This is a genomic window from Salinibacter sp. 10B, from assembly GCF_002954405.1.
Classification (GTDB): Bacteria; Bacteroidota; Rhodothermia; order Rhodothermales; family Salinibacteraceae; genus Salinibacter.
On the sequence record NZ_MQWC01000004.1, the window covers coordinates 934,990 to 954,153 of the forward strand.

Here is a 19,164-nt window from a genome sequence, read left to right on the forward strand (position 1 = left end):
CCCCCCGACGAGACGATCAGTGTCGTGGACCCCATCACAATCGAGTCCGGCGGGCCGTTGCACGTGCATATGCATCCCAGTGTCGCGACCGGCATCCCGTTGACCGTAAACCACGGCACGCCGTTGGACACCGGCCCGCCGACGTGCGGGCTCGGCCCCGGGTTGCACATCGGACACACGTGCATCGACCCCTGCGTCGCAATCGGCATCCCGTCCACGAGTACTGTCGGAACGCCCTGAACAATCGTCCCGCCGTGAGCTGTCGGGTCTCCCTGTCGTGCTACTGGACCTGTACTCATCGTACTAATTCGCTACATTCGAAAAATGCGAGGTGGAGTGGCCGCCTGACTCCTCCGTACCGGATGGCGTCATTGCGAGACCTGCACCATTCCTCCCTTAATCATGTGCATGCCCTTCCCGGAGGTCTTGAGCTGGGCCTTCGCCGCAATGTCCACTATGTTGCCGTCAATGGTCAACTGGGCTTGAGCCGACTGCGCAATCTTCTGAGCACTCAACTCAAGCTGTGTACCCCCTTCCCCCGTCAGGGTCTGCCCCGCGGTCACCGTGGTGTTTCCGCTCGCTTCAAGGGTCGCATTTCCGTCGGCCTCCTGCGTGAGGTCGCCCCCCACCATCATCTCCGCGCCCTTCTTGGTCTCAATTGACAGCGACTCCGACTTCATCTCGATGGCGCCCTTAGCCTCCAGCCCGATGTCCCCTTCGGTTGTGAGGCTCATCTTCTCATTTTTGTAGTCGAGCGTGAGCACGTGCTTCTCGTCGGCGTCACTCACCGTGACATTGTCGTTCTTGTCGGACACCTGCAGGTAGTGTCCCTTCTCGCTGACGACACTCATCACTTCGTTCTTGTCGTCGAGCAGGATCTTCCGCCCCTTCTTCGACTGCACCTCGATGCGCTTATTTTTGTCGTCGAGCAGCACGCGGTGGCTGTCCGTCGAGAGGAGTTCAATCTTGTCGTTCTTGTCGTCGAAGAGGAGCGTGTGGGCGTCGGAGGACTTCAGCTTCACCCGCGTCTCGTCCTGCGTGTCGTCCATCAGCAACTCGTTGCCGCCGAACGTGCGCAGGATGTTTTCCATCTTGTTCTGCGACACCGCCGGCGACTTGTTGGATGGATTGGGCGTGGTGCCCAGGGCGACGGGCCGGTCGATGTCGCCGTTTTCGAAGGCCACCAGCAGCTCCGTGTCGGCGTGGTTGGGGAAGTGCATCCCGTAGTCCGATCCGGAGTAGGGCTGGTTCATGCGCAGGGGGAGCGTCTTCGTGCCGTCGGACCGATCCCCCCGCTGATCGAAGTGCATCTTGGCCCGATACCGGCCTTGGTCGTCGATGTAGGCATAGTCGCCGCCCGCACTCTCGACGGTGGCCGTCACCACGCCCGGGGCCTCCGGCTTCGGGGTCGTGCGGGGGGCGCGGTACTGGACCGACGCCGGAATGCAGGTAAACTCGTTGCGGTACGCGGGCTCCTGCTGCCCGTTCTCCGAGGGCTGGACCGAATCCAGGTTTAGGCCCGCCCGCTGCGAGCCCTCGTGCCTGATCTGGGTCACCAGGTAGTCGGCGTTGAAGCTGTCGCGGAAGTGCTTCTCCAGCGTAAAGAGAAACCCACTCTGCAGCCCCACGCTGTCGCTGGTCCCGCTCATGACGCGGCGCTGTGCCTCAATCGCCTCGTTTCGCACCTCGGCCAGCCGCTTCCCGCGATCCGCCTCCCGGAAGTGTTCGCCGTACTCGTACTGCGTGCCCGGCATGTCGCCATTCATCTCCGACTCGGTCGTCATCGTCTCCGGCGTGCGGTAGTTATAGTCCGCCAGCTTCACCGTGCCGGTCACGACCTGCTCCTCGCACGCAAACTGCTTGACGGTCTCCAGATCTTCGCCCACCATTCCCCCCGCCCCCTCGTGGTACTTCAGGGTGGACGGTGACTCGATCGTCTCGTGCTCGCTCTTCGCGTCCGTAATCACGAGGGTGTCTGTTCCGTCCGCGTGCTCGAAGAAGTAGTACATGCCCTCGAACTCCATGAGTCGGTTCACAAAGTTAAGGTCCGACTCCTGATATTGGACGCAGTACTCGCGCGGAGAGTAGGATTCCTGCAGGGCAAACCGCACGTCGCTCGACGAGAGCCCGTCCTCTTCGAACACCTTCTTGAGAATGTCCTTCACCGTCATCTCCTGGAAAATGCGGCTCCGATGGCTGAGGGCGAGCCGCTGGAGCCGGGGCTGAATGGTGGCCCGGTAGGTGACGTAATCGGACGTCTGTCCGCGGAGCGAGAAATCCGTGACGATGCCGTTGACCGGCACGTCCGTGTCTCCCCGCTTCATGGTGAAGGTGGCCGGCTTATTGACGACCTTCGCGAAGTCCACGTCCGGGTTCTCCGACACGAGCTGCAGGTTGAACTCAAAGAGCTGGGAGATGCCCTCCGTGCCCTCGAAGCGAAGAACCTGGAAGGTGCTCGGGTCCAGCTCGGCGGGTTCGAATGAATAGCGGGCAACGTTGGAGGGAGGCGTCTGCGTCTGCGGCATGTCCGAAGGTCAAGAGTTGTGGGACAGGACGAGAGAGGAAGAGAAGCGGTATGATCGGTGAAGTGGCCGTCTCTGCGCTCAGTCGAAGGTGTACGTGAAGTCGCCGTCACTGTCGAGGCCCAGCGTAAGGGTTGACGGAAGGTCGTCCTCGGCCATGCGCGGGATGAGTGCCTCGGCGGTCTCGGGCAGCAGGGTTCTATGAATGATGGTGTCAATGTTGCGCGCCCCGGCGTCGACCTGCGTGCAGCGGGCCGCAATGGTGTCGACCACTTCGGGGGCGTAGACGAAGTCGATGCCGTGCACCTCCTGCAGCCGGTCGGCCACGTCGCCCAGTTTGATTTCCGTGATGCCACGCATGGTCTCGGTGTCGAGCGGAACGTACGGCACGACGCGCATGCGCCCGAGAAGGGCCGGCTGAAAGTGCTCCACGAGCGTCGGATGGATGGCCTCGCGCACCTGCTCGACGGAAGGCCGGTCGTCGCGATTCGGCTCGGCCTCGGCCTCTTCGGGGTCCTCCCCCTCGTCTGCCTCGTCGGTCCCGCGCACCAGCTGCGTGATGGTGTCGGACGCCAGGTTCGAGGTCATGATGATGATGGTGTTGCGGAAGTCGATCTCGCGCCCCTCCCCGTCGCGCATGAAGCCCTTGTCGAACACCTGATAGAACAGGTTCATGACGTCGCGGTGGGCCTTCTCGATTTCGTCGAGCAGCACCACCGAGTACGGCTGTCGGCGCACCGCTTCGGTGAGCACGCCGCCCTCTCCGTATCCCACGTACCCCGGTGGAGAGCCCTTCAGCTGGGCGGCCGTGTGCTTCTCCTGGTATTCCGACATGTTGATCGTGGTGAGGAAGCGCTCGCCGCCGAATAAGAAGTCGGCCAGGCGCCGGGCCGTCTCCGTCTTCCCCACCCCGCTCGGTCCCGTGAAGAGAAAGACGCCGAGGGGCGAGTCCGGTGCGTTGAGCCCGGCCTTGGACGTGCGCACGGCCTTCGACACTTCGCGGACGGCGGACGCCTGCCCGAGAATGGCACTCCCCAACCGGTCCTCCAGCGACAATAATCGGGCAGCCTCGTCTTCGAGCATGCTGCCCACCGGAATGCCGGTCCAGTCGGACACCACCTCGGCGACGACCTGCTCGGTCACCGCCCCGTGGACGAGGGGCTGCTCGCCCTCGGTGTCGTTCAGCTTCTCCTGAAGATCGCCTAAGTCTGCGGGGGCTGTCGTCGCCTCTGGCACGGCCTCGGCGGTCCCATTGGTGGCAGTCGACAGCTCGGATCGTACGTCCGAGATCTCCCCGACGAGCGCCCGCTCCTCCTTCCACTGCTCCTCGAGCTCGTCCCGCTCGGCCCGCACGGCCTCGTACTCGTCCTTGAGGGCCTCCAGGTCGTCCGCCTCGTCACGGAGGCCGGACGCAAGGTCCCGCTCCAGCCCCTCAATCTCCGTTTTCAGCGTGTCGAGGCGGCGGTCCAGGTCGTCGAGGCGACCGGGCCGCGCCGATCGCGACATCTTGACGCGCGCCGCGGCGGTGTCGAGCACGTCGACGGCCTTGTCCGGCAGCTGACGCCCGGAGATGTACCGCCCCGCCAGCTCGGCCGTCGCCTCCACGGCCGCCTCCGTCACCGGAACGTCGTGGTGCGCCTCGTAGGCCGACCGGATGCCGCGGAGCATGGTCGTGGCCTCCTCCACCGACGGCTCCTCCACCTTGATGCGCTGAAACCGACGCTCCAGGGCCGGGTCCTTTTCGATGTACTTCTTGTACTCCGACCAGGTGGTGGCCGCGATGGCCCGGAGCTCTCCCCGGGCGAGGGCGGGCTTGAGCAGATTCGCGGCGTCGCCGGTGCCCTCGTTGCCGCCCGCTCCGATGAGGGTGTGTGCCTCGTCGATGAACAGGATGGTGGGCGTGGGCGCCTCTTTCACTTCCGTCATCACGGACTTGAGCCGCTCCTCGAACTCCCCCTGCATGCTTGCCCCCGCCTTGAGGGCCCCCAGATCGAGCGACCGGATCTCAATGTCGGCCAGCCGGTCCGGCACGTCCCCGTCGGCGACGCGACGCGCCAGTCCTTCAACAATCGCGGTTTTGCCCACCCCCGCGTCGCCCACGAGAATCGGGTTGTTCTTGCGGCGACGGCTGAGGATGTCGGTGATCTGCCGGATTTCCTCATTGCGGCACGAGATCGGGTCAATCTCCCCGTCCCGGGCCTGCTGCGTAAAGCTCAGGGTGTAACGGTCGAGGACGGTCTGCTCCCCCTCCGGCGCCGCTGCCCCCGTCCCCGTATCGTCCGACGACGGTGCGGCCCCCTCCCCCGACTCCGCCATCAGGTTGGGCAACTGCGCCCGGAGCTCTTCGGGATAGACCGCCGAGAGTACGTCCATGTAGCCGCGCGTGGTCAGAGTGTCGCTCCGCACCATGGCGGCGAGGAGCGTCCCGGTGCGCACCGACGACAGGCCGTGATGCACCGACCCGAGGAGCCAGGCCGACTCGACGAGCTGAAGCAGGGCCGGCGCGAACGACGGACGTCCCGCGTTGCCGGTTCGAAACTCTTCGACGTAGTGCACGAGTGCTGTTTCGAGCCGGCCTGGGTCCACATCGAAGTGGCGTAGGGCGCGTACATAATCAGAATCCTCCTGCTCCAACACCTTGAGCACGAGATGCTCCGGGGTCACCTCCGGGTGTCCGCGCTTCACGGCGAATCCGGCCGCAGCCTCCAGGCTATGTGCAAGGCAGTCGTTCAGCGTTTGAAGAAGTTGTTTTACGTCGTCGGTAACCATGGTCTAGAAAGTCAAGATGTGCAAAGAAATCGCCTGCCCACTGGAAGAGGCAATCCTCAACGGGAGGTGTGTCACTCATACTCCACGACGCGGCTCACCACCGATTCGTCCGGCGTGCCGAGGCTCGTCGTCAATCCGAGCCGCCCCCCCTCACTGCCGAGTTCGGTGGTCGGCAGGTCATCGGAGGGAACGTGCAGCTCGACATCGTACTTGAGATGGTCGGGGGCGTAGAGTCGGACGAGAGACCGGAGTTCATCGGCCCGTGGCCCGCCGGGGAGCAGCGAACGATACTCCTCCAGTTCCAGCGGTCCGAGTTGAATCCGAAACTTGCCGGAACGATCGTACACCTGCTCTCCAATCGTAGCATTGCCTCCCAATTGGAGGCCCCCTTCCCCGAGACCGGAGCGAGAAGGAATCGGGACCCATCGGGGCACATTTTCGATAATCGAGACCTCCACATCATTGAAAACAGCCCGGATGAGGGCTTTCAGTCCCTTCGCGTTGCGGACACGAGGCCCGAGCGTCCCGGCCTGTGCGGCCAACCGCATCGGAGCCGCGGACGTATCGTTGGTTGCTGACGGCGTTCCAAGGCCCGCGAGGGCGACGAATCGCTTCGAATGCCGATCCTGTCCTCCAGACCGGTAGTGGAGGTGCGGCCGATACTTCTTCCAGGCGCGATAGAAGAAGGCATAGAAGCGATGGTTGAAGATATCGAGGAAGTCGCGATGTGGAATCGTCTCCCGGGTGCCGTGAGCCAGCTCCTCGTAAAAGTAGTAGGGCAACGGAGAATCGATGCCATATAGCCCGAGAAAGTTTAGCACCACCTCCACCTGCTCGGGTCTCTGCTCTACCTGCTCGACGCGATTCACGTCCGTGGGCGGAAAGACGAGGTCGATACTCGGACGGAGACGAACGGGCGGATGCAACACTGCACTTGTCTCTCCTGGAGGGGGCATCTCCGGAAACGCCTGCTCCAGAAGCCGCATCACCTGCGCAAACTGGAACCGATGTCCCTCTCGTCGCAACCGATCGAGCGCGTCGGGCATCGCCCCGTCCTCGTGCCCCAATCCCGCCGAGTCGGCCTGCTGTGGAGCTACAACGTTGGTCGATTGCCGCGATGAGGTGTCCATTCGTACCGCTGCTCTGAAGGATTCGTTATGATCGTGAGGTGGACAAACGAGTTCAGCGTGGCGTACGACGAGAGGAAACGACTCAGCACGAGCCCGAAGAGACAAAGATCTCCTTCATCGGCAAAGTGCCCCTCCTCCACCTCCAGCGTCACCTCAACGCCCCGCAAAACCGCTCCATTTTCAAGAATATCTTTCGCTTCCCAGGTCACCTCCCGCAGTCCCGCCAGGCGACGTCGGTTGGGCTCGTCGTTCCGCCAATCGTAGAGCTCCAGCAACCCAACGATCGCCTCCGTGCTCGCCACCGACTGATAGTTGAACGACCAGTGGGAGATCAACTTCCAGAAGAAGTCGGCTTCCTCCTGATGGGGAGGGGGATGGAGAAGCGTCGGGCGAGTGAGATTTCGAGGGTCTGCAACAGCCGGCACGTCGGGGGGGAGCCGATTGATCATCCCCTCTCTAATCTCCTCACGGGGAAGCGTCCCGTTCGTACAGCGCACCTCCAGAGTTAACGTTTCGGACGAAACGTCTCGTAAGGCCCGAAGGTGAGCGTCTCCGAGCGAGAGATAAACCGCCGGGCGATCTGCCGGCCCGAGCCGACGACTTGTCGTGTAGTACCGGTCGTCCTGTCGATTCTCGGTGTCATGCTCAAACGCGAAGAATCGACTATACTCGTGCTCAATGCCCGTCTCGTCCTCCACCCCCACCACCGACTGCACGTCGTAGGTCTGCACGCCCTCGGTGGAGGATGCATCCGCCACCACACGGTGCTCGCCTACCTCTCCGTCAATGTGAATCGGTTCCGCGTCGTCTTCGAAGAGATTGACGACCGGCGTGCAGTGCAACCGCACGTGATCGGTTTTGAATTGTCGCTCCTCCGGATACGGCCTGTCGAAAACGACCTCCACCTCCAATGCGTCCATCTCCTCGTTCGTCGTGCCGCGGTCAAGCCCCTGAAGGTCCACAAACCAAAACTTTCGTCGAAAGCAGAGATATTCCTGCAGCACCCGCAGACTTGAGAGAGTGCCCTCCTGATAGGGAAACAAGCCTTGTTCTTCCTCCAGTCCGGCCGGCTGCACCCATTTTTGGCCCCTGAGCGACGTGGAATGACCGGACGGAGATCCAATCTCCACACGCGAGACGTGCCGGGTAAAGAAAAGGTGCATTGTCGATGCCGTAGAGGCATCGGCCTGGAAGTATAATCGAAGCGGACTCAGCGTCAAGTTCTGAAGGGCAATGCCGCGATCAACATCAAACTGAAAACGGACGCTGCTTCGGTTCGGGCTTGAAGAGTGAAGCGAAACGTTGGAGAGGCGAATGGGCTGGAGCCGAACATCTTGCGTGGTTGTAAACCGGCACGACACCTCATCGTCCCCTACCGGCTCAGAGCGAACTTCGAGCCCTCGCTCCAGCACCGTGGTTTCTTGAACCAGGCCCGGTTCAGGTTCAAACTCGACAATACTGAGGGCGGGAATGGGCTTTAGAAAATGGGGCTGGAGAAGCTGGATGAGACTCTCCGTGTATTCCGGCATCTCGTCGTCGAGCCGCTCGTGGATGCGACCCGACAAAAACGCAAACCCCTCGAATAGCCGCTCCACGTATGGGTCTCGGTCCGAGACACTGTCGACATCCAGAAACGCTGCCTGCTCGGGATGCTCTTCGGCGAAGACTTTTCCCGCTTCGGCCAGGTATCGCATTTCTTCCTCGAAGTGCCGACGACTCATGAAGATACGTGTTCGTAGACTGTGAAGGGCCCGCCCCGTCTCTTTTCACCGATACGACCCGACGGGCTCAACTTTGGTCGATCGCTGTGATTCAAAGGTCGTCTCGAAGCGCACTCGTTCTCCGTTTTTCAGAACAGCACTCACAATAAACACGAGCCGCATCGAGAATTCGTCTGTATTCCGCCGCTCCACATGGACGCGGCGCAAGCGGGGTTCATACGTTTCGATGGATTCCTTAATGGCCCGACGCAGTTTGTCTCCCGACCGCGGGGCATCCCGATAGACCGTTGTCAAATCGGGAAGCCCGTAGTTCGGAAGGTGCTTCACCGACCCTCGTCGAGTGTTGAACAACCGGTTCAGATTGCTCACCACGCTCCAGAGCAGTCGGCGATCAGTACGCACCGACCGGACCGGTCGGCCGTTAGCGAAACCTCCGCTGAGAACGTCGAAGATACTTGCTTCCATCGTACCTCAAAACGCCCGCGTTCGAAAACGCACTCACGGCTGCAGGCCGGTCCGGCCACTGCGCTCACATCACTACCGCTCGCCAGTCCAGGCGTCGGTGTACTCAATGTTTCCATCCTGGTATAGCCACGTGATCTTCCCGTACAGGATAGACACCTTTTCCATGTGAGTGAATTGCTCCTTCCTGGGATCCTTCGTATTCGGCATGAAGGACTGCATATCGGCAATCTTCGCCTCCTCCAGGGTATGGGTGAAGTACTCGACCTCGCTCCCGGTCTTATCAATCTTATACCAGTGGATCTTCACCTCTTGCAACGTCTCTCCATTACAGAGAGCGTCAAAAAGAAGTGGGGACGCCTTGTCGTAGGGCTTCACGAGTGTGGCCGGCTGGTGCTGGCGCACGCCGGTCAGGTCCCCGCTTTGCTGGTCCGTTGGAATGCGGACGTTATGGTCAAACTCCATAACCTCGCACATTCCTTCCCGCCCAGCGACCTTGACGGATCCATCAATGGCGTTTCCTTCGCTGTCCTTAATTTCGGCATAGCCAGGAACTGGCATAATAAAGGGTTGTCTTCGTTCGAGAGAGAAGTGAAGTCGCGTCGTCGCAGGACTAGAAACGGAGTGCGACGAACGGCTGGCTACGGCACATCTCCTTCTGAAGTGAAGGAAAGGAACTGTAGCCGAGTTGGGAATGCCGAAACATCCCTCGTCTCGGCATTCCAGACTCTGCTATTCTTCCTTGGGCATTTTGCTAACGAGGCTGAGACTGATGTCCATACCCTCAATCTGGAAGTGCGGCATGATCTTAGTATCAACCTTGAAAAAGCCCGGATTGTCGGGCACCTCCTCTACATCGACTTCTCCTTTGCGCAGCGGATATTTTGCAATCTGCTCGGGAGATGGATTCGGCATCTCCGTAACGTGTTTACTCAGCCACTCGTTAAGCTCCTCTTCAATCAGCTTCCGGTTCTTCGTAGACCCAATGTTTTCGCGCTGAAGCACTTTCAGATAGTGCGAGATGCGCGAGGCGAGAAAGATATAGGGCAAACGAGCGTTAATTCGGCTGTTGGCGGTTGCCTGCTGATCATCGTATTTCGTGGGCTGCTGGGCCGAGTTGGCGGAAAAGAACACCGCATAGTCTTCTCCCTGGTAGTGACTAAGGGGCATGAAGCCCAGCTTTGAGCACTCAAATTCAAGGGTTTCGCTAATGGGCACTTCCGTGGGAATTTTCATCTCGTCCCCCCGCCCTTCATCATAAATGTGAACGGGGAGACCTTCGACCTTTCCTCCCGATTGCGGACCCCGTATTTGCACACACCAGCCGTCCTCCATAAACGATTGGACCATATTGGAGGCAAACGAGAAGGCTGAGTTACCCCATAAATATTTTCCGTGATCCGTTCCCTTGACATCCTCCTCATAATTGAAGTTCTCCACCGGCGCTGTGTCCTCTCCGTATGGCAGCCGGAGCATGAATCGAGGAAACGTTAGCCCAAGATATCGAGCGTCTTCCGACTGGCGGAATGAATTCCAACTGTTGTAGTCCGCCGTCTCCATGTACGCGGTAAGATCGGGGATCTTTTTCCACTCTTCCATCGACTCCTTTCCAAAAAACTGCGGTCCAACGGACCCAATGAAGGGACAATGGGCCGAAGCAGCCACTTTCGACGCATTACGCATGAGCGCGATATCCGCCGGCGAATTGTCGAACTCGTAGCCTGAAATGATAGCGCCGTATGGATCCGCCCCAGGTTGGTCGAAGGCGTTTGTGTAAATGTGCTCGTACAGTGGCGACTGAATGAGCTCAGGGGAATCCTCAAACGACTCCCGAAGCGTCTCTTTTGACGCGTTAAGCACCTCGATTTCGATGTTCTGCCGGAAATCGGTGCGGTCGACCAAAAACTTCAACTCCCGCCACGAAGACTCTAGATCTTGAAAGTCTTCGTGATGCATGATGGCATCGAGCTGAGCACTGATCTTCTCGTCCACCGAAGCAATCAGCCGATCGAAGAGATACTTGTCGATCTGGTCAACCGGGCGCTCATGATCGCTTACAGCTTCCATGAACACGCGGAGGGCAGCCGACACCATTGCCCCCCGATCCTTTTGAGCAACCGCATCGGGATCCTTAAACTCTTCGACCTCCACTTCGTCTCCCGGCGCGTCTACCTCTACTTGCTCAAAGATGCTGTCGAGGACACTCTTCTCTTCCGCCGTTGTGGTCGCTCCGTCGGGCGATGCGTCTTGTGCTTGCTCCGTCGGCATGTGACTGTTGGATCAGTTCAAGTAGATGAGAGTCGGTCTCGGCCCCAGCGTGACGTCACGATCCCCCTTCGCCTTGAGCCTTCTCCGTGGCCCCTCCTCCTTCCTCTGGAACGATATTTTGAAGTTCGTTCAGCAATTCCTCCTTCATGGTTTCGTCTTGAATCACATCCTCCAACTGCTCCCGAAACTCTCCCATGCTGATGAGCCGGTTTCGCAGATCTTTGAGCAAGTTGCGGGCCGCCAGCAGTCGACTCAATTCTGGAATCTGCTGTGCCACGGCCTCTGGCTCGAAAGAGTCCAGCGTGTCGAACTCAAGGTCTACAGCCAACTCCCCGTCCCCCGTCAACCGATCCGGGACGCTGTATTCAAGACTGAGGTCATACGACTCCATAACCTCCTCGAAATTACTGTCGGTCACACTGACAATTTCTCGCTCGTCGATCGGAACGTCCTCCTTCTTTCCCGTCAGATCGCTCGTTACGAGGAGGCGGAGCGGCAATTCCACCTCTTCACTGGCATCGCCAGTGTCAACGTCGAGAGTCAAATCGACACGTGAAGGTGGCTTCTGATGCTGGAAGCTCTTAGACATGGTCTCGGATGAGTGAGAATGGGATTGCGTCCGGAAAATATTCAGAGACGGGAGCACTCGGGACCCGCAAGCCATCTCCCATACGCAGGAGACGAACGCCCCCCTGAAGTGCAGGGCTCTGATGTCAATGCCTTCGCAGTATCACCGACCACTGAGAGGCGCGTGGATGCCGAGAAGGGCGCCCCGATCATTTCCTAACCGTAAGTAATATTTTACTTTATACAAATTCAAGTTTGATTTACCCTAATGAATGTTAACATTATTTGTAATCCGTGTACGCAACGCCCTCCGTCCTTCTTTCGTCGTCGAGAAATGGAGGCGCTCCGCCGAGGACACATTAGGACGTAGGGTGAGCAGTGATCGACACCGCCTTCGTCGGTTCTAGCTGGCAAATTTTCTCGAAGGAGGCATTTGCTTCTCTACGAAACGACTGTGCCGTGTCGTCTGGAGCGGACTCCGCAAGTTGATCGTAGCACTGATAGCGGTTCGACCACACTTTTATCGCCAGTGCAGGATTCCATACACTGAGATTATGCTCTTGAACATCGGCGACCAACTCATCGAGCAGCGCTCGTGCAATCCTTGGTCTGTCTCCCTTTACACAGAGACTTGCGACGTACAGCCGTCGGCGGAAGGCCTCTTGTTTCGATGCGTCCTGACTTGATCCTTCCTCAAGAATGACCAGTGCGTCCTCAAGCGCCCCGCCCCCGAGAGCTCTCCGAGCCTCTTCATAGTCTGCGTCGACGGCCCCACCCTCAGTCTCCTCGTTCTGCGTTCCCGCCTGAGGTTCTCCCTCTAAAAGCGGGTGAACCTCAGTTTCAATCCAGTCCCGCGTGAGACCACTCGCAAACGGGGTCCCGTCCTTAAACGTGAGGGACACCATTTCGGGCAACCGTTCCACGAAAACGGCAAGCTCAATTAAAACTGCTGTGTGTGCCTCCTCGTACTGGGGGCCCAATGCTTTCAGGGCGGCGGCCACGAGCCGCTGTAGATCAAGCCAGACGTGAAAGGTCCCCCCCTGAAACGATGACTCCGCTTCTTCCACCAACGTTTCGTACGCTTCCTTCTCCAAGAGACCCTTAAGATACTTCCGGCGCTGATCACGGGGCGGCGAAAAACGGGTCGTCCCTCCCTCATTCGGAGGAAGCGATTGCATGGTCCCCCATCGGACCGCGCGAATGAGACGATACGAGATCGTGCTTTTGAGACTCTCGCCTCGATAGTACGTCGCGGTTCGTCGAATCGTCTGCGTCGCATCAGTCTCCGATGCAATAGTCTCGGGCTCCGGAGCCCCCTCCGTCGATCGCGCCTGCTCTGTGTCGGCCTCGTTTCCTTCGGATGCCGCGGGCTCCTCATCTGAGGCATCGTCTGGCGACGGCTCGGGAGCGGGCAGCTCATCAATTTCGTCTTCGAGATCATTCAGAAGCCCACTCAGAGACGGTGCATGTTCTCCCATCTCCTCCATGCTGAAGGCCTGAATGTCCTCAAGCACATCCGAGATGCGTACCAATGCTTCGCGGTCGGACGCTTCGATAGACACAGCCTGTATCCAGTCCGGCAATCGGTCCGCTACAAACTGTAGGGCATTGCCTCGACTCCGCATTCGCGATTTCTCGGGATAGAGGCTCTCCCAGTACTCGTCAATGAGAAGATGAAGGGCCTGCACCGCTTCGGCGGCCCCCTCAACCCCATTCACCCGTGCTTCTCCAACTACGAGGTATCCTGCCGCGCGTAGGTCCTTCGACTGCTCCGTGAGCACCGTCCGTGCGAGCTCAACAATTTGATCGTAGTCTGCCGTCCCGGCCGCTGAGCTAATTTTGTTGATCTCCGTCTTCAGCTGCTGAAAGTCCTCCCCATAGAGCACGTCCTCGCCCGCAGGTGCGTCCTCACGGATGGGGCTGCGCAACGCCGTGAGGAACGGCGAAGACGACACGTCTACGTTCGCTTCAAGCACAGATGCAGAGTCCTCCGGATTTGAATCATCGGAGGCGCCCTCCTCAACAGCAGCCGTATCCAAATTCCCCATACCATTCGTAATGATCGATTCGGAATCTAGTGAACTGTTACACGTCATTTATCTGTTCTAAGCAATCTCAAAATTCCCCTGGCAGGTCGCTCCGAGCGTGGCAATCTGAGATTGCCAAAGCCGAGGAGCCTCTCAAAAGCCATTGACTTCGGTAGGGATATTTCTCGACGATGGACATCTGAGATATCCTTGCTCGAAATGACGTGCCGTAATTTGGAAATTTTGAGATCGCGGCCTCAATTCGCATGTTCATCTGTAACGGTCCACTAGTCTTAAGTCAAAGCTGATGGAGAAACTCCCACAACCGCACGCTTTCGCTCTCCAACATATTTCCATACTTGTCCGGGATGGAGAGGGCAGCTTCAGCAGTCGTTTTCTCTGGTGCATCCGCAAGCACGCCCCCCGGGTCCGAGGGACTGGGAGCAAGCACGTCGAAGAACGCACGTGGGTGTGGATCTCCTAGATACAGGTGAAGATCATTCGGTGTCGGCCGGGCGGACGGAGCGGTCCAGAAGACGGATAACGAAAGGGAAGTATAGTTGAGCAAGTGCAGCACCACTCCCATCCAGAACGCGATCACACTCGGCCGAACCTCAGTCGGAACCGAGATTGGGAAGCGAAGCCCGCGATCCAGCCGCGACGTCGAACAATTCTGAAGGGGGGGCACGACGTCGAGGAGCGTGCTGAACAGCTGATATTTCCCGCTGCTTCCGAAGTGTCCAAAGAGCTCTTCTAGAAATGCCCCCAAGGTCTTCTGCTGAAGATACTTCTTATGGTCGGGAGGCACTTTCGACTTGACGGGAATACCGGCCTCTAACGCTTCAATCCGGGTCTTCAGCCGGCTCCGAGATAATTCTCCCGTGACTGCACGATCTACTACTTCACCGGCTCGTTGAAAAAAAGAGGTCGCTCGCGGAGGAAGATACGCAAAGTAACGGGGCCTAAGAGCATGCTTCGGGATCTCACAGGCAACGATGAACGGATAGGTCCGCCCATCCTCGTCTCGACTCGACGCGAGCACACCGAGCAATGCATTCGGCACTTTCGTCCCTACCCCCCAGAGCAGAAACCGCCTGGGCGAGGCCTCATCATACGCCGCCTCCCACCGCGACGAACGGTGCTTCCGCGCATGATGAAGGCCCTTGCGTACCCAGCGGTCCAGGGTGCGCATCGTAGGAGTACTCGCTCGATGCTGAACAAAGTCTCCGTGAGTAGGCATTTTGCCAAGACAGGCGACGGTGTTTACGTGCATGGAGTAGCAATCCACAAGACAAAGGAGTGCCCCGAAATCGCGACCGTCAGAGTCGCTTGGGAACCGTGAGATGAAAAAAGCCCATCGGGTCTGAGAAAAGGCGCTGGGGCTTTTCTGAGCGAAGAGTGTATCGGGTTACAATTGAATATTGGTCGCCCCTCTCAAACACCCACCGAAGCCAGTACTCATTTGAGGACCGCGGGTCAACAGAGGCATCATCGAGGAGACGAAACCACGCCCATACCCCGGATTTTTGCTTGGGCGGAAGAGATCCTGCTCGGGTATTCAGAACAATCCGCGCTCCACGATCACCCGGCCATACAAACGTGGTCGTCGGCTGGTATCCCATCTGGTACGTCTGGGAAGTACCGTGAATTCGGATGTATACCTGACTCGCCGCAGGGGCCTCTCCTTGTTCTTTCGGAAGCTCCGGTACAAGCTCAAAGCGAACCTGAAGGCTCCCCCCCGAAAAGAGATGAGTCCCGATCTGCTCGGAGTCCGTAAGAAACTGCTTGACGGACGACGACAACTGAAGGCCCCGGCCCTCCCAGGTTTTCGGCTCGCGTCCCCCCTCCTCCAGAAAGGGGCTCAGTTCCTTCTTTTCAAACAGTTCTACTCGCCCATTCTGCGGATGAAAAAAACGCTCGAAGTCAGCCAAAGAGACATCCTGAGAACTCACCGCAAAAGGATACCGTCCTTTCAGGTCCCGCTGATAGGGACGATACACCTTCCGACGCCACTGCTCCTCAAGACGCTGCTGTGCAGTCTGGAGTATCGTTTCCCAAGCCTCCAAAATCGCCTGATCGAAGAGGTTCTGCCGAGCCCGCGAATCGAGCTGTGCAAGTCCATTCCGCATTGCGGTGAGGCCCGACCGTAGCTCGCTGTCGCCACTCAGAACGCGAACCGCAATTTCGGTGGCGCGTCCCTGAGAATCTGCGACCTTGTCGAGCGTCCGGCCAGCTCGCCCAATGGCCTTCAGTGCGCGCGTAAGCTCGGCCGACGCCTCCCCGTTTGCAGCCTGTTCTGCTTGCAACCGATGGAGCCCCATGAACTGCCGGGTAACCGGATGAATCGGCTTTCCCTCCTCATTCGTCGGACTGCCGAGCCCTCCTGTCGATCGCGTCCGACGCCGGATCTTCGCCTGTCCACGCGCTTTCAGCTCCTTCTTCAGCTGTCCTTTGGCCTTTCCGGCCATAGATGCTGCAAACTGAGTTTCCGTAGAGGCCCGAGCCAGTAAGTAGAGCAACGGAGAGTTGAACGGATCTCCCAGCTTATGAAGCGCTCGTGCCGTCTCCCCCACCCGTTCAAAGGACCGGTACTCGGCGCTGCGTAGAAAACTCTTCCAGGCCGAGGCATAATCTCGAAAGTACCGCGCGCGAAGCTGCTGAACAATCTTCTCCTCGTTCTTCAACTCCCCCGACACGTTATCGGGCTGATTGCCGAGAACCCAGTCTCCCTTCCCTGGATGTTTTGCCTCTTTTTCGATCCGCTCCTTCACATAACTATTCCACCCCCTTTTCGTGAAGAAGCCCGAGACGCTCGGGGACGTAGCAAAGAAGACGGCACCTCCTCCTTCTCGCAAGACGTCGGACAATCGAACGGGACGCAGGCTGTTTTTGCCCTCCTGTTTGATTTCGGCGTAGAGGTTGCCAACCGTTGGCTTTCGATAGATCATGCGACGGACGTCACGGATGAGTGCTGATTCAGCCTGGAAGGGGTCACTCTCCTGACTCATCTGCTGAATATATCGCCCGATCTGGGCCTCAACCTGCCCACTTCGCTGTCGGAATTGGGCCGTGGCCACGTCCCCGGAATCGGTGGTTGCCACGGACGTGAGGTAGCTCGTCAGAAAGACCCGCTCTTGTTCATCCGTCAGTCGTTGGACTTCTTCCGACAGCAGCAGGTAGGCGCGAAGCGCTTCCCGCAACTCCAGCCGTCTCTCCTGCTGAAGCGATCCCGAGATGGTCTTCGACTGTCGAAGCTGTCGCTCAAGCCTCTGGAACTGCTTTCGAACGAGCGGACGCATCGTTTCTGCAAACAACTCTCGGGCCGGTTCCAGAAGAACTCCTCCGCGGTAAAACCCCCACCGTAGCAACGGAGGATCCTCCTCGTACCGCTCCAGACGCACGATTGAAGACCGGAGGTGATCGACGGACTCTAGGCCCGATACACTTGATTGATGCTCCCAATCCACTGCTGCCGCATCGCGAGCCGCCTTCTCAATCCGTCCAAACCCAACCTGACTTCGCACCACAGCCTGCCCGGCAAAGAGGACGAAAACCCCTAACAGAATTGCCGACATCACCCCAACGCCCCAACGCAGGAGGCGTCCCCGCCGCGCAGAGCGCGAGGTTTGCTGCACCCGATACTGATCGGGGATAATGGCTTCTGTGAACAGGTTCTTGATGAAGTAGCTCTTCGTCTCCGAGTTTTCCTCCCCTTCAGCCGCGACTACCGGTTCAGCCGCCTCCTCTCCGGCCATCGATTGAAGCACTCGATCGATAGGAGCCCCCTCCTGAGTCCCGCTCGTAAAGTAGAACCCGCGAAACTCTGGGTTTTCCTGATAAGGATTTTCCTGAAACAACTGATCGACAAACAGCGCGAGGTTTTCCTTCGCCGCAGCAAACTCTAAAGGAAAGACATACACCCGTCGGCGCTCATCCGGTGTGAGGGACCGGCTTAACCGAACGTCTCGCTCGCCGATTAGTGATTCGTACAACCGGTCGAACTCGCGCTCAAATATCGAGCGGGGCGTTCGCTCCCGCCGCTGCTCTGACGTCAACGTAGCCCCCCAAATCTTCTCCCGCTCCGAGCGTGGCCGCCCCCCAAAAAAGTCGACGAACCCTTGGAGCAGATCGCACTTCGTAAAAACGAGATACACGGGAAACCGCACCTCCAACCGTTCTACAAGCTCACCGAGGCGACGGCGGACGTTGTCGGCATGCCACTCGATCTCTTCCGGGTCCGCCCCCACCAATTTTTCCATGCTAATCCCGACGACTACCCCGTTGATGGGCCGCTTTTTCCGCCGATCCTTCAACATTTCTAAGAAGGCATGCCATTCCTCTTCGTCCTCCTTTTCGGTCATATAGCGCCCGGCCGTATCAAGAAGAATGGCCTGATCGCTGAAAAACCAGTCGCAGTTTCGGGTGCCCCCCACTCCCCGCACGCCCTCAAACCCCATCGGGAAGTTGAGCCCCGAATTTTTGATGGCAGTCGTCTTCCCTACGCCCGGTGGCCCGACAAACATATACCAGGGCAGCGCATGAAGCGCATTTTCTCCTCGTCGTCCCCGACCGAGCTTCGAATCTTTCAGCGTCGCAATCGCCTCTTCGAGCCGACTCTCCAGCTCGTCGATCTCAGCCTGCTTTTGGCTCCCTGCCTCCTGCCGCTGCCCATCGGTCTGCATCGTGATCGACTGCTCAATCTTCTGTGCGTTGCGGTTGGCCCGCACAAATTCAACGATCACGAACACGAGGCCAATGAAAAGAACCCCGATCACAATCGACAACTGAACGACCATGGACCAGTCCAGCCACGCCCCGACCACAAGGGCCAGCGCGCCAACCAGGAAGAGCCCAACTCCAGTCCAGAAATATCGACTCTTGAGTATACTCAACATCAGCTTGGTTCGGATCTGCAGATACAGCACACGACGGAAACGACAGAGAGCCCCGGTTACCCTGCGCTCATCTGGCTAATCACCCGGGCCGTTTCGTGTGCGGATGTGGTGACGTAGAGATACATTCCCCCGTAGAGCAACACCCCTAGAAGGATCGCAGCAGCGGCAATTACCCAACTTGGAATTGTACGCCGGACTTCTGTGGCTGTCGGATCTCGAGGTTGACCGTGGGGAGCGAGCTCGTCGGTCCGCGTTTCTGGAGTTTCACTGAGCAGTTGTGCGGTCGACTCAACCAATTCCCGGAGCTGCTCCTGGTCTTGAAGCTGATATTTCCCCTTGAAGCCGAGTACCATGCAGAGATAGTAGACCTCAAGAATCTGAGCGTTTTCCGTCGGTCGCTCGGCTAGCTCGTGCAGCCGCTCAAAAAAGACCTCTCCGGCGTCGAACTGGTCGTAGAATTCAAGTTGAAGCGGAGTTTTCATCCATTGACTTGTTCCGGACCAGCTGGACGACAAGATGGTCTCGTCGATGAGCGCTACCACAGCAAACTTCGCCTCCGCAATCGTCTCCGTATTGAACCCTACGTGCTGCGCATCACTCTCGCACTGACTCAATACCTCTTTAATGTCGCGTCGAAGTTCGTCTGGTGCCCCCAAGGCGGTACTCGTTTGTATTTTTAAGGCGTACGTAAAACATGGAGCCAAACACTCCGCCAACCGCTCCTCGGTCACGTCTGTCGACAACACGTTCGACGCCAATGGACGAGCGGAAGATTGAACTGCGGTCATGAGGAAAAGGGAGAA

13 protein-coding genes are annotated in these 19,164 nt (G+C 58.7%); all 13 read right to left on the reverse strand.

Features of this window, described 5'->3' with window-relative positions; translation table 11 throughout:
- Nucleotides 1–299 (reverse strand): PAAR domain-containing protein (locus tag BSZ35_RS20185; protein WP_181149405.1); only part of this gene is annotated, 299 nt, incomplete at its 3' end.
- Between the two features lie 69 nt (nucleotides 300–368).
- The gene (tssI, locus tag BSZ35_RS04140) at nucleotides 369–2,525 is read right to left on the reverse strand and encodes a type VI secretion system tip protein TssI/VgrG (protein ID WP_105011260.1); all 2,157 of its coding nucleotides are present in this window, start codon (nucleotides 2,523–2,525) and stop codon (nucleotides 369–371) included.
- Nucleotides 2,526–2,603: 78 nt separating this feature from the next.
- Nucleotides 2,604–5,291, reverse strand: a complete 2,688-nt coding sequence (gene tssH / locus BSZ35_RS04145) for a type VI secretion system ATPase TssH (protein ID WP_105011261.1) — start codon at nucleotides 5,289–5,291, stop codon at nucleotides 2,604–2,606.
- A gap of 71 nt (nucleotides 5,292–5,362) precedes the next feature.
- Complete coding sequence (gene tssG / locus BSZ35_RS04150; RefSeq protein WP_105011262.1) at nucleotides 5,363–6,421, reverse strand: type VI secretion system baseplate subunit TssG; 1,059 nt, start codon at nucleotides 6,419–6,421, stop codon at nucleotides 5,363–5,365.
- Complete coding sequence (gene tssF / locus BSZ35_RS04155; protein WP_105011263.1) at nucleotides 6,385–8,142, reverse strand: type VI secretion system baseplate subunit TssF; 1,758 nt, start codon at nucleotides 8,140–8,142, stop codon at nucleotides 6,385–6,387. The genes tssG and tssF overlap by 37 nt, the downstream gene beginning before the upstream one ends.
- Before the next feature lie 45 nt (nucleotides 8,143–8,187).
- Nucleotides 8,188–8,607 (reverse strand): type VI secretion system baseplate subunit TssE, encoded by a 420-nt coding sequence (tssE, locus tag BSZ35_RS04160; protein ID WP_105011264.1) that lies wholly within the window; start codon nucleotides 8,605–8,607, stop codon nucleotides 8,188–8,190.
- A 72-nt stretch (nucleotides 8,608–8,679) separates the two neighbouring features.
- Nucleotides 8,680–9,165: an Hcp family type VI secretion system effector gene (locus tag BSZ35_RS04165; protein WP_105011265.1), complete on the reverse strand. Its 486-nt coding sequence runs from the start codon at nucleotides 9,163–9,165 to the stop codon at nucleotides 8,680–8,682.
- A gap of 171 nt (nucleotides 9,166–9,336) precedes the next feature.
- The gene (tssC, locus tag BSZ35_RS04170; RefSeq protein WP_105011266.1) at nucleotides 9,337–10,872 is read right to left on the reverse strand and encodes a type VI secretion system contractile sheath large subunit; all 1,536 of its coding nucleotides are present in this window, start codon (nucleotides 10,870–10,872) and stop codon (nucleotides 9,337–9,339) included.
- A 55-nt stretch (nucleotides 10,873–10,927) separates the two neighbouring features.
- On the reverse strand, nucleotides 10,928–11,536 hold the full coding sequence (tssB, locus tag BSZ35_RS04175) for a type VI secretion system contractile sheath small subunit (protein WP_105011267.1): 609 nt from the start codon (nucleotides 11,534–11,536) through the stop codon (nucleotides 10,928–10,930).
- Between the two features lie 262 nt (nucleotides 11,537–11,798).
- Nucleotides 11,799–13,487: a type VI secretion system protein TssA gene (gene tssA, locus BSZ35_RS04180; RefSeq protein WP_181149174.1), complete on the reverse strand. Its 1,689-nt coding sequence runs from the start codon at nucleotides 13,485–13,487 to the stop codon at nucleotides 11,799–11,801.
- Nucleotides 13,488–13,764: 277 nt separating this feature from the next.
- Entirely contained in the window at nucleotides 13,765–14,739 is a 975-nt protein-coding gene (gene tagF, locus BSZ35_RS04185) for a type VI secretion system-associated protein TagF (protein ID WP_105011269.1), read from the reverse strand.
- Between the two features lie 46 nt (nucleotides 14,740–14,785).
- Nucleotides 14,786–18,361 carry a type VI secretion system membrane subunit TssM gene (tssM, locus tag BSZ35_RS04190; RefSeq protein ID WP_146109995.1) on the reverse strand — a complete coding sequence of 1,192 codons (3,576 nt, stop codon included), beginning with the start codon at nucleotides 18,359–18,361 and terminating at the stop codon, nucleotides 14,786–14,788.
- 56 nt (nucleotides 18,362–18,417) lie between these two features.
- Nucleotides 18,418–19,149 (reverse strand): type IVB secretion system protein IcmH/DotU, encoded by a 732-nt coding sequence (gene icmH / locus BSZ35_RS04195; RefSeq protein ID WP_146109996.1) that lies wholly within the window; start codon nucleotides 19,147–19,149, stop codon nucleotides 18,418–18,420.
- Between the last annotated feature and the right edge of the window lie 15 nt (nucleotides 19,150–19,164).

What these genes read in the sequence shown, in the direction of transcription:
- tssI (WP_105011260.1), bottom strand. Translation starts at nt 2,525, where the DNA reads ATGCCGCAGACGCAGACGCCTCCCTCCAACGTTGCCCGCTATTCATTC.
- tssH (WP_105011261.1), bottom strand. Translation starts at nt 5,291, where the DNA reads ATGGTTACCGACGACGTAAAACAACTTCTTCAAACGCTGAACGACTGC.
- tssG (WP_105011262.1), bottom strand. Translation starts at nt 6,421, where the DNA reads ATGGACACCTCATCGCGGCAATCGACCAACGTTGTAGCTCCACAGCAG.
- tssF (WP_105011263.1), bottom strand. Translation starts at nt 8,142, where the DNA reads ATGAGTCGTCGGCACTTCGAGGAAGAAATGCGATACCTGGCCGAAGCG.
- tssE (WP_105011264.1), bottom strand. Translation starts at nt 8,607, where the DNA reads ATGGAAGCAAGTATCTTCGACGTTCTCAGCGGAGGTTTCGCTAACGGC.
- BSZ35_RS04165 (WP_105011265.1), bottom strand. Translation starts at nt 9,165, where the DNA reads ATGCCAGTTCCTGGCTATGCCGAAATTAAGGACAGCGAAGGAAACGCC.
- tssC (WP_105011266.1), bottom strand. Translation starts at nt 10,872, where the DNA reads ATGCCGACGGAGCAAGCACAAGACGCATCGCCCGACGGAGCGACCACA.
- tssB (WP_105011267.1), bottom strand. Translation starts at nt 11,536, where the DNA reads ATGGCTTGCGGGTCCCGAGTGCTCCCGTCTCTGAATATTTTCCGGACG.
- tssA (WP_181149174.1), bottom strand. Translation starts at nt 13,487, where the DNA reads ATGGGGAATTTGGATACGGCTGCTGTTGAGGAGGGCGCCTCCGATGAT.
- tagF (WP_105011269.1), bottom strand. Translation starts at nt 14,739, where the DNA reads ATGCACGTAAACACCGTCGCCTGTCTTGGCAAAATGCCTACTCACGGA.
- tssM (WP_146109995.1), bottom strand. Translation starts at nt 18,361, where the DNA reads ATGTTGAGTATACTCAAGAGTCGATATTTCTGGACTGGAGTTGGGCTC.
- icmH (WP_146109996.1), bottom strand. Translation starts at nt 19,149, where the DNA reads ATGACCGCAGTTCAATCTTCCGCTCGTCCATTGGCGTCGAACGTGTTG.